The following is a 10592-nucleotide window of genomic DNA, read 5'->3' on the forward strand; positions in this document are numbered from 1 at the left end:
TTGTCGGTGGGGACACTCTAGACGGACGATGCAACCGTTTCCGCCCACGCTGTCCGGTGCCGTAACAGGAAGTTAACGCGCGATTGCAGGAGAGGCGCCCGTCATGCCTTAGGGTCCGATGGAACCGGTTCCATCAACGAAAGACGGCTCGTGCGAGCACGTTCCACACTTCTGCTGCTCCTGCCGGGGCTCGCGTTCCTGCTCGTCGGGTTCCTGCTGCCGGCGGTCGCGATGCTCTTCGCGCCACCCGGCGTGACGTTCGCCCAGGTGATCGAGCGCATGGGCGCGATGCTGACCGACCCCTACGACCTCGGGATCATCTGGCGCACCGTGCGCATCGGTCTGATCGTCACCGCGCTGTGCGTGGTCCTCGGGTTCCCGATCGCCTCGCTGCTGGCCCGCTCGCAGTCCCGGTGGGCGGGCGTGCTGCTCGCGCTGGCGATCTTCCCGCTGCTGCTGAGCAACGTGGTGCGCACCTTCGGCTGGCTCGTGGTGCTCGGCTCCAACGGCGTCGTCGGCCAGCTCCTGACCGGGCTGGGCATCGTCGAGAAGGCGCCCCAGCTCCTGTACACCGAGCTGGCGATCGTGCTGGGCCTGGTCCAGCTGTTCCTGCCGCTGGCGGTCATCACGTGCTACTCCGCCGTCGCGCAGGTCGACCCCGGCCTCGACGAGGCGGCCCGGGGTCTGGGCGCCAGCCGCACCCGGTCCTTCTGGACCATCCTGGTGCCGCTGTCGCTGCCGGGCATCGTGGTCGCCGCGACGCTCGTCTTCGCGGGGTCGGTGACGGCGTACACCACGCCGTACCTGCTGGGCGGGTCCAGCCAGCGCATGCTGTCGACCCAGCTCTTCTCCTACGCGAGCGTCACCGTGGACTGGGCCGCGGCGTCGGCCACCGCGATCGTCATGACGGTGCTGGTCTTCCTGGTCTCCGGGATCTCGGCGCTGGTGGGCCGGAAGGGGGCCACCTCGTGAGCCGGAGCCTGAAGCTGCGTCACCCCGTGGCGGGCACGCTCGCCGTCGCGGGCTACGTGGTCATGATCGTGCCCATCCTGTTCGTCGTGGCCACGGCCTTCACAGCCGGGAGCACGCTGCGCTTCCCGCCCGAGGGCCTGTCCCTGCGCTGGTTCGGCGAGGCGCTGGCCTACTCGCCGTTCATGGAGGCCGTGGTCTCCAGCCTGGAGCTCGCCGTGCTGGCCACGGCGCTGGCGCTGGTGCTCGGCGTGCCGGTCACGCTCGCGATCCACCGCGGGAAGATTCCCGGCAAGGGCCTGCTGGAGGGCCTGTTCCTGTCGCCGCTGGTGGTGCCGGAGCTGGTCGTGGGACTGGCGCTGTACCAGCAGCTCATGATCGGCCTGCACCTGGACAACTTCACCACCCTGCTGCTGGGCCACACCGCCCTGCTGCTGCCGTACGCCGTCCGCGTCACCGGGGCCTCGCTCGCGCTGGCCGACCCGGCCCTGGAGGAGGCGGCCCGCGGCCTGGGCGCGTCGCCGGTCAGGGCGTTCGTCACCGTCACCCTGCCGATGCTGCGGCCGGGCCTCATCTCGGCGGGGCTGCTCGGCTTCGTCACCTCGTTCAACAACGTGCCGCTGTCGCTGCTGCTGCAGACCCGCGACTTCCGGACGCTGCCCGTCACGATGCTCGACTACGTCCAGCAGAGCTACGACCCGATGGTGGCCGCCGCCTCCACGCTCGTGCTCGCCGCGACGGTCGTCGTCGCCGTGGTCGCCGAGCGCACGGTCGGCTTCGCCAAGATCTTCGGAGGGATCAACCGATGACCACCCCCGCCGCCGAGCTGGTCGGCGTCTCCCAGCGGTTCGGCAGCTTCACCGCCGTCGACTCGATCGACCTGCGCATCCCGCGCGGCCGCCTGACCACGCTGCTGGGCCCCAGCGGCTGCGGCAAGACCACCACGCTGCGGATGCTCGCCGGGTACGCGACGCCGACGTCGGGCCGCATCCTGATCGACGGCCAGGACGCGACGCGCACGCCGCCGGAGAAGCGCGACCTGGGCATGGTGTTCCAGTCGTACGCGCTGTTCCCGCACCTGACGGTCGCGGACAACGTGGCGTACGGCCTGACGATGCGCAAGGTGCCGGCATCCGAGCGGCGCCGCCGGGCGGCCGAGGCGCTGGAGCTCGTGGGCCTGGGGCACCTGGGCGACCGCAAGCCCAAGCAGCTCTCGGGCGGGCAGCAGCAGCGGGTCGCGCTGGCCCGCGCCGTCGCCATCCGGCCCAGGCTGCTGCTCCTGGACGAGCCGCTGTCCAACCTGGACGCGCGGCTGCGCGTGCAGATGCGCGCCGAGATCCGCCGCATCCAGTCGGAGACCGGGCTCACGGTCGTCCTGGTCACGCACGACCAGGACGAGGCCCTGGAGATGTCCGACGAGATGGTGCTGATGCGCGCCGGCAAGGTCGTGCAGACGGGCGCGCCCCGTGACGTCTTCCCCGCGCCGGCCGACAGGTTCGTCGCCGAGTTCCTCGGCTACGAGAACTTCCTGACCCTGGCCGACGGCCGCGAGGCCGCCGTCCGCCCCGAGCACCTGCGCGTCGTCCCCGCGGACACCCCGCTGGACGGGCAGGCCGACGACGCCGTCGTGCTGGACGCCGTCGTGCGCGACGTCGCCTACCGCGGCGTCGACGTGCTCGTGACCTGCGAGGCCACCGACCCGGCCGGTACCACCGTGCGCCTGGTCGCCGACCACCGTGCCGACCACACCGCTGCCGGGGCCGGACCGGCCCCGACCCCCGGCGACCGGGTCCGCCTGCTCGCTCCCACGGCGCGGCTTGCCCCGCTGACCGCCGAACCCGCAACCGAAGGAATCTCATGACCCACGCCGTGCCCGTCCGCCGCCTCGCGGCCCCGACCGTCCGCCGCTCCGCGGCCGTCGCCGCCGGCCTCGCGGCCACCGCCCTGCTCGCCTCCGGCTGCTCCGCCGGGGACGACGCCGCGGCCGAGGACACCATCGTCGTGTCCACGTTCCCGTTCGGCGTCGAGGAGTTCCAGGAGGCCGTGATCGACCCCTTCACCGCCGAGACCGGGATCAAGGTCGAGGTGGAGACCGGCTCGAACGCCGACCGGCTCTCGCAGCTCCAGGTGGCGGGCGACAGCTCCGGCATCGACGTCATGCTGCTCTCCGACTACTACGCCGCGCTGGGCCAGGAGACCGACCTGTTCCAGCAGGTCGACGCCGCCAACGTGCCCGCCCTGGACGACGTCGCCGACTTCGCGCTGGAGGACTCCTACGCCGGGCCCGCCTACAGCTACCAGCTCAACGGGACCATCTACTCGACCGAGGCCCTGACGGCCGAGGAGGCCGCCGACTGGGACCTGTACGGCGACGCCGCGCACGCCGGGAGCCTCGCGCTGCCCGACATCTCGGTCACGGCCGGCCAGCTCATGATCTCGGGCGTCGGCGAGACGTACGGCGACGGGCCGTACGACATCGACACCGCGCTGGACACCATCGGCGGCTGGGCGCCGGGCATCCTGCAGTTCTACTCGTCGTCCACCGAGGTGACGAACCTGCTCACGCAGGGCGAGATCGTCGCCGCCGACTCCCTGAGCGGCTTCGCGACCGACCTGGTCGCCTCGGGCGAGCCCTTCGCGTGGACGCCGCCGGCCACCGGCCGGTACATGGCCACCAACCGCGCCATGATCCCCGCGGGCGCCCCGAACGTCGACGGCGCCCACCAGTTCATCGACTACCTACTCTCGGCCGAGGCGCAGACGAAGTCCGCCGAGCTCGTGGGCGACCTGCCGGTCAACCCCGAGGCGACCGTCCCGGACTCCATCTCGGCAGTGGTCGGCGACATCGCGGCCGACCCGGTCGCCGCCGGCTACGCGACGCTCGACCCGGCGGAGCTGGTGCCCACGCGCGGCGAGTGGGTGGACCGGTTCGCCCGTGAGGTGACGGCCGGCTGACGGGGCCGCGAACCATGACGAGCACTGACATGAGCACTGACCTGACCGTGCTGGACCGCATGCCCAAGGTCGACCTGCACTGCCACCTCATCGGCACGGTCCGGGCGAGCACCTTCGCGGAGCTGGCCCGGCGCGAGGGCCTCGACCTGCCGGCCGAGCCCGAGCGCATCTACGCGGACATCAACTCCCTGCCGCCGGACCCGGACCTGTACCGCGACACGCGCGTCCCCGTGCCGCAGGGCCGCAGCGCCGACGAGCCCGAGGTCTCCTACTCGCTGTTCCAGGCCTCCCGCTGGGTGACCCAGGTGCTGCGCGACGCCGACGACCTGACCCGCATCACGTACGAGGCGTTCGAGGCGGCGCACCGCACGAGCGCGACACGCCACCTCGAGGTGTCCTTCGACGCCGTGCCCGAGCACCTGGCCTCCCTGGGCTACCTCGGCGCGGTCGAGGCGTACGCCGAGGGCATCCGCATGGCGGAGCGCGACTTCGGCATGTCGGGCCGGCTCATCGCCGCGATCGACCGGTCCGGCTCCGGCGAGGACGCGCTGGAGCGCGTCCGCACCGTGGTCGACAACCCGCACGAGTACGTGGCGGGCATCGGCCTGGACAACCTGGAGACGGCGGGGCCGCCCGAGCGCTTCGCGGCGGCCTACCGGCTCGCCGGTGCGGCGGGCCTGGGCCGCACGGCGCACTCGTCCGAGCACGCCCCCGTCGCGGTCAACACGATCACCTGCCTGGACGTGCTCGGCTGCGACCGCATCGACCACGGCTACTTCGTGCTGCAGGACGACGACGTCGTGGCGCGGGTGCGCGACGAGCAGGTGCCGTTCACGGTGATCTCCACGACGTCGCGGCGCTCGTGGCGGCCGTGGCGCCGGGCCTCCATCGCCGCGATGCTGGACGCGGGGCTGAACGTGATCCCCGCCTCCGACGACCCGGGCATGTTCCCCACCACGCTGGCGGGGGAGTACCGCATCCTCGCCGACGACCTCGCGGTGCCGCAGGAGCGGCTGCGGGCGATGGCGCTGGCCGGTGTCGAGGCCTGCTGGCTCCCGCCGGCGGAGAAGGCCGGGCTGCGCGAGCGGGTCGCCAGGGAGCTCGACGAGCTCTTCGGGCTGGGGGCGGCGCCGGGGCGCTGAGGGCGGGCTCGATCTGGGTCTTCTGGTGGCCTGGTGCTTGTTGGTGGTTTTGGTTGCTTCGGTTCGGTCTGTTGCTGGGTCCTGTTGCTTTGGGTCGGTCTGTTGCCGGTTCCAGCCGCTTCGGGTTCGGTCTGTTGCTGGGCAGTGGTGGTTGGGGTCGGTCCGTTGCTGGGCGCTGCTCGTCGAGGTCGGTCCGTTGCACCGAGATCGGTCCATTAACGGGCCGATCTCGGTGCAACGGACCGACCTCGTGGTCGGGAAGGTGCAAACTGCCGACTTGGTGACCCCTCAGCACTCGGGGCTGCCGCCCGGATCTGCCGCCCGGATCTGCCGCACCAATCTGCCGCCCGGATCTGCCGCCTGGATCTGCCGCACCAATCTGCCGCCCGGATCTGCCGCCTGGATCTGACAGACGGATCTGACAGACGGATCTGACAGACGGATCTGACAGACGGATCTGACAGACAGATCTGCCGGGCAGATCTGCCGGGCAGGGACTGCTGCGCGGACAGGACTGCCGCCCGAACGACGACGGCCCGCAACACCCGCACGAGCCGCCTCACGAAACTGCTGTACGGAGCCGGTGTATGGAGCCGGTGTGCGGAGCTGCCGCAGAGAGCTGCCGCACAGAGCTGCTGTACGGAGCTGCTCTGCGGAGCTGCCGCACGAACCCGCCGCACGAAGCCGCCGCACGAACCCGCCGCACGAACCCGATTACAGACCCCCACCCCAGCCACCCTCCCGTCCCGCCGCAGCCCCGCTCCCGGCCGATCACCCGCAAATTCCCGTGCCCGCCACCGTGCACTCGCCTAGCGTGACCGTATGTCCACGAGCACGTCCGCCCCCTCAGCCGTCCCCGACCCGGTGTCCGAGTCCGCACCCACCCCCATCGCCGAGCGTGCCGCCGCGCCGGCGACGCTCGCGATCCCGACGGCCGGCAACCTGACCTGGCGTCCCGCCACCCGTGAGGACGCACCCGCGTGGCTCCTGCTGCGCAACCACATCGCCCGGGCCGACGCCGAGCCGTACGTCGAGACCCTGGACGAGATCGAGGAGCTGTTCGACGGCGCGTGGCGCGACATGGCCGCCGACTCCCTGCTCGGGTTCTCCACCTCGCCCGCGGACGACGGCGCGCTCGTCGCCTGGGCGCAGGTCGAGTGCCCGCCGGGCGACGTCACGGAGGTGCGTGCCTTCACCTGGGGCGGGGTGCACCCGGACCGGCGCGGAGAGGGCATCGGCCGGGAGCTGCTGGCCTGGGCGATCGGCCGCGGGCGGCAGAAGCTCGCGGCGTCGGGCAAGGACGTGCCCGCCCGCATCGCGGTCTTCGCCGAGGACAACGCGCCCGCCTCCAAGCACCGCCTGTACGAGCGCGCCGGGATGACCCCGCGCCGCTACTACTCCGACCTGGCCCGCCCGCTGACCGGCCCGGACGCGACGCCCGTCCCGGAGGTCGCGCTGGACGGGGCGCTGCGGCTCGTGCCGTGGTCGGCCGACCTGGACGACGCCACCCGCCTCGCGCACAACGACGCCTTCCGTGACCACTGGGGCAGCCAGCCCCAGACGCCGGGGCAGTGGGCGCAGCGCGCCGGCTTCGCGCCCGAGTGGTCGTTCGTCGTGGTCGACGACGCGCCCGACGTCGACGCGCTGCTCGCCTCGCCCGACACCGACGCCGAGACCGCCGCCGCACTGCGTGCCGGGGAGCCGCTGGTGGTGGGCTACCAGCTCGCCGGCCGGTACCCGGAGGACTTCGCCGTGCGCGGGTACTCGTTCGGGTACACCGACATCCTCGGCGCCCGGCGCGCTTACCGGGGCCGCAAGATCGCGCTCGCGGCGCTCGCCGCCGGGATGCGGGCGTTCGCGGCCGACGGCATGCAGTACGCGGCGCTCGACGTCGACACCGCCAACCCGAGCGGCGCCCACGGGCTGTACGCCAGCCTGGGCTACGCGAAGACCACGGGCTCCCGGATGCTCTCGATCGAGCTCTGACCCGTCCTACCGCGCCAGGCGCTGCCGCCGGGCCTCGTACAGCACCACCGTGGCGGCGTTCGCCGCGTTGAGCGAGCTGGCCGAACCCGTCATCGGGATGCTGAGCGTCACGTCGGCGGCGTCCAGCCACGCGCGGGTCAGGCCCGCGGTCTCGCTGCCGACCAGCAGGAGGACCGGCTGGGTGAGGTCGAAGCCGGACACGTCGGCGTCGCCGTGCTCGTCCGTCGCGGCGACGACCACGGGCAGCCCGGCGGCGCGCCGCCCCTCGACCCACGCCATGACCTCGGCCGTGGACGGCGCGCGCACCACCGGCGTGGCGAAGAACGACCCGGTGGTGGCCCGCACGGCCTTCGGGTCGTAGGGGTCGGCGGCATGGCCCGTGGTGATCACGCCGTGCGCGCCGAACGCGTCCGCCGACCGCACCACGGCGCCGATGTTGCCCGGCTGCGCCGGCCGGTCGAACACGACGCCGAGGAAGTCCGGCGCGGCCGGGATGCGGTCCAGGTCGTCGGGCCGCATCGCGACCACGGCGAGCAGCTCCGCCTCGTCCTTCTCGGCCAGCTCCGCCAGCAGGTCGGGCGCCATGCGCACGTGCTCGACGTCGGGGTGGGCCGCGAGCAGGTCCCGGGCCCACTGCGAGAGCCGGCGGTCGCCGTCGTACAGCAGGGCGCGCACCGCCCAGCCGTGCTCGACCGCCATGGTGAGCGGGCGCACGCCCTGGACCAGGAACTCCCCGGCGCGGTGCCGCTTGTTGCGGTTGGACAGGAGGGTCTGGAGCTGCTGGAAGCGCGCGTTGCGCGAGGAGATGCGGGTGGCCACGCCCTATCCAAACATCACCGGCGCTTCAGCAGCCTCTCCATGGCGGCACGGGCGGGCTCCGAGGCGAACAGCGCGGCCGACGTCATGACGGCGTCGTCCACGTGCGTGTCGAAGCGGGCCAGCGCGTCGGCGTTGAGCAGCGCCTTGGTCGCGGCCAGGCCCTGGGGGTCGCCCGCCGCGAGGCCGCCGAGCACGTCGGCGACCTCGACGTCGAGGCTCTCGGCGGGCACGGCGGCGGTGACCAGCCCGCCGGCGGCGGCCTCGGCCGCCGTGAACGGTGCCCCCGTGAGGAACGTGCGCGACGCCGCCCGCGGCGTCATCCGTGGCAGCACCGCCAGCGAGATGACGGACGGCGCGAGCCCCAGCCGGGCCTCCGTGAACGCGTAGGTGAGGGTGTCGGCGCTGACCGCGACGTCGCACGCGGCGACCAGCCCGATGCCGCCCGCCCGCACCGGCCCGTGCACGCGGGCCACCACCGGGAGCGGCAGGGCGAGGATCGCGCGCAGCACGCCGGCCAGCCGCCGGGCGGAAGCGGCCATGCCGTCGGCCAGCGCCTCGGTCAGGTCGGCCCCGGAGCAGAACGCGGGGCCGTTCGCGGCCAGGAGGACGGCGCGGACGTCGTCGTGCGCGGCGCGGTCCAGGGCCGCGCCGAGCTGGTCGAGCAGCGCGGCGGACAGCGCGTTGCGGCGGGGCCCGTCGAGGGTGATCCGGGCGTACGACGCGGCGGGGTCGCCGGTCGGCCGGACGTCGGCGACCTCGTAGGTGACGAGGGTCTGGGTGGGCATCGGGGAATCCTCCTGCGGGCCGTGCGTGGGTCCGTGCGCTGATCCGTGCGCTGATCCGTGCGCGTCGAGTATGGCGTACTGGGGTTAATGGTGGTTAACCTCTGTGACATGCGCAACATGCATCCACCAGAGAACCCGGAGCACACCAAGCTCCGGGACGCGGTCCGGGACTTCGCCGACCGCGAGATCGCGCCCCACATCGCCCGATGGGACAGGGACAACCGTCTGCCCGTCGAGGTGGTGCACCAGATGGGGGAGCTGGGCCTGTTCGGCCTGACCGCCCCGGAGGAGTACGGAGGGTCCGACCTCGGGCTCACCGGCCTCGCCATCGCCGTCGAGGAGATCGGCCGCGTGGACCAGTCCGTCGGCATCACGCTCGGGGCCGGCGTCGGCCTCGGCGTCGGCACGCTGCTGGCCTACGGGACCGACGAGCAGAAGGAGACCTGGCTGCCCGACCTCGTGGCCGGCCGCACGCTCGGCGCGTTCGGCCTCACCGAACCGGGCGCGGGCAGCGACGCCAACGCCATGGCCACCACCGCCGAGCTGTCCGGCGGCGAGTGGGTGATCAACGGCGCCAAGCAGTTCATCACCAACTCCGGCACGCCCGTCACCAGCGTCTGCACCGTCGCGGCGCGCACGGGCACCACACCGGACGGCAGCCCCGAGCTCAGTGCCATCGTGGTGCCGACCGACACCCCGGGGTACGTCGTCGAACCCCTGCACGACAAGATGAGCTGGCGCGCCTGCGACACCCACCCGCTGCGCTTCGAGGACGTGCGCGTGCCCGAGGCCAACCTGCTGGGGCAGCGCGGCAACGGGTTCAAGCAGCTCATGACCTGCCTCAACACCGGGCGCGTGGCCGTGGCGGCGCTCGCGACCGGCTGCATCCAGGCGATGCTGGAGCTCACCGTCGAGCACGCCGGCGTGCGCCCCACGTTCGGCGGGCCGATCGGCCGCAAGCAGGGGGTCGCGTTCCAGATCGCCGACATCGAGGTCATGCTCCAGGCGAGCCGGGCCCTCACCTTCCGGGCGGCGGCGCTGAAGGACTCCGGCGCCCCGCTGGACGAGTTCCGCCGGGCGTCCTCGGTCGCCAAGCTCTACGCCACGGAGTCGGCGGTGACGGCCACGCGCATCGCGGCGCAGGTCTTCGGCGGCTACGGCGTCATGGAGGACGGCCCGATCGCCCGCTTCTACCGCGACGCGAAGGTCCTGGAGATCGGCGAGGGCACGTCAGAGCTCCAACGCATGCTCATCGCAAGAGGCCTGGGCCTCCCGGTCGAATGACCCGCTGAGTGCTGGGTATCCGTTGTCTCGGGACGGATCGAGGCAACGGATGCCCGGCACTCAACGATCGCCGGACAGGGCGGAGAAGGCCATGTTCGTCAGGAGGGCGTGCATCGTCCCACGGCCGATGCGGGCGCTGTGCGGGGTCGAGTTCAGGAGGCCGAACGCCGCCTGGACCGCGGCGCGGGCCTCCGGCGCGGACAGGTCCGGGCGCAGGGGGCGCAGCGCGTCGGTCCAGACGTCGATGTAGGCGAGCTGGTGCTTGCGCACCTGCGCGCGGGCCTCGGTGCCCAGCGCGCCCCACTCGCGCTCCTGGATCACGATGAGCGCGGGATTGTCGAGCGCGAAGTCCGCGTGCCGCGTGATCAGGGCGCGCAGGGCCCCTTCGGGTCCTGCACCCGCCGGCGCGCCGGCGTCGGACAGCAGCTCCCGTGCGCCCGCCAGGAGCTGGTCCGAGGCGTGCAGCAGGCACTGGCCGAGGATGTCCTCCTTGCCCGCGAAGTGCTTGTAGAGCGCCGGACCGGAGACGCCGACGGCTGCGCCGATGTCTCCCATGGAGACGCCGTGGAAGCCGCGGGCCGCGAACAGGTCGGCCGCCGTGCTCAGGATCTGCTGCCTGCGCGGGGTCACGGGAAGCAGTCTAGGAGCGCGG

At 72.8% G+C, this 10592-nt stretch carries 10 protein-coding genes; 7 read left to right on the top strand and 3 right to left on the bottom strand.

The window, feature by feature from the left end:
• Positions 1-150 precede the first annotated feature (150 nt).
• The 6 genes from ACO229_RS04395 (at position 151) to ACO229_RS04420 (ending at position 7052) form a co-directional block, all read left to right on the top strand.
• On the top strand, positions 151-972 hold the full coding sequence (locus ACO229_RS04395) for an ABC transporter permease (RefSeq protein ID WP_423463919.1): 822 nt from the start codon (positions 151-153) through the stop codon (positions 970-972).
• Positions 969-1778, top strand: coding sequence for an ABC transporter permease (locus ACO229_RS04400; protein WP_423463920.1), 810 nt, complete (start codon positions 969-971; stop codon positions 1776-1778). The genes ACO229_RS04395 and ACO229_RS04400 overlap by 4 nt, the downstream gene beginning before the upstream one ends.
• Complete coding sequence (locus ACO229_RS04405; RefSeq protein ID WP_423463921.1) at positions 1775-2830, top strand: ABC transporter ATP-binding protein; 1056 nt, start codon at positions 1775-1777, stop codon at positions 2828-2830. The genes ACO229_RS04400 and ACO229_RS04405 overlap by 4 nt, the downstream gene beginning before the upstream one ends.
• A complete protein-coding gene (locus ACO229_RS04410) occupies positions 2827-3924 on the top strand; it encodes an extracellular solute-binding protein (RefSeq protein ID WP_423463923.1) in 1098 nt (365 codons plus the stop codon). Before ACO229_RS04405 ends, ACO229_RS04410 begins: the two co-directional genes overlap by 4 nt.
• Positions 3925-3953: 29 nt before the next feature.
• Positions 3954-5066 carry an adenosine deaminase family protein gene (locus tag ACO229_RS04415; RefSeq protein ID WP_423463924.1) on the top strand — a complete coding sequence of 371 codons (1113 nt, stop codon included), beginning with the start codon at positions 3954-3956 and terminating at the stop codon, positions 5064-5066.
• Positions 5067-5888: 822 nt separating this feature from the next.
• Complete coding sequence (locus ACO229_RS04420) at positions 5889-7052, top strand: GNAT family N-acetyltransferase (RefSeq protein ID WP_423463926.1); 1164 nt, start codon at positions 5889-5891, stop codon at positions 7050-7052.
• 6 nt (positions 7053-7058) lie between these two features.
• On the opposite strand, the gene ACO229_RS04425 is transcribed toward ACO229_RS04420, so the two are convergent.
• Positions 7059-7871, bottom strand: a complete 813-nt coding sequence (locus tag ACO229_RS04425) for a TrmH family RNA methyltransferase (RefSeq protein WP_423463928.1) — start codon at positions 7869-7871, stop codon at positions 7059-7061.
• Between the two features lie 14 nt (positions 7872-7885).
• A complete protein-coding gene (locus ACO229_RS04430) occupies positions 7886-8656 on the bottom strand; it encodes an enoyl-CoA hydratase-related protein (RefSeq protein ID WP_423463929.1) in 771 nt (256 codons plus the stop codon).
• Positions 8657-8764: 108 nt separating this feature from the next.
• On the opposite strand from ACO229_RS04430, the gene ACO229_RS04435 reads away from it, so the two are divergent.
• Entirely contained in the window at positions 8765-9940 is a 1176-nt protein-coding gene (locus ACO229_RS04435; RefSeq protein ID WP_397430539.1) for an acyl-CoA dehydrogenase family protein, read from the top strand.
• A 60-nt stretch (positions 9941-10000) separates the two neighbouring features.
• On the opposite strand, the gene ACO229_RS04440 is transcribed toward ACO229_RS04435, so the two are convergent.
• Positions 10001-10570 (bottom strand): TetR/AcrR family transcriptional regulator, encoded by a 570-nt coding sequence (locus tag ACO229_RS04440; protein ID WP_423463930.1) that lies wholly within the window; start codon positions 10568-10570, stop codon positions 10001-10003.
• Between the last annotated feature and the right edge of the window lie 22 nt (positions 10571-10592).

The sequence above is a fragment of the Promicromonospora sp. MS192 genome (assembly GCF_049532985.1).
Classification (GTDB): Bacteria; Actinomycetota; Actinomycetes; order Actinomycetales; family Cellulomonadaceae; genus Promicromonospora.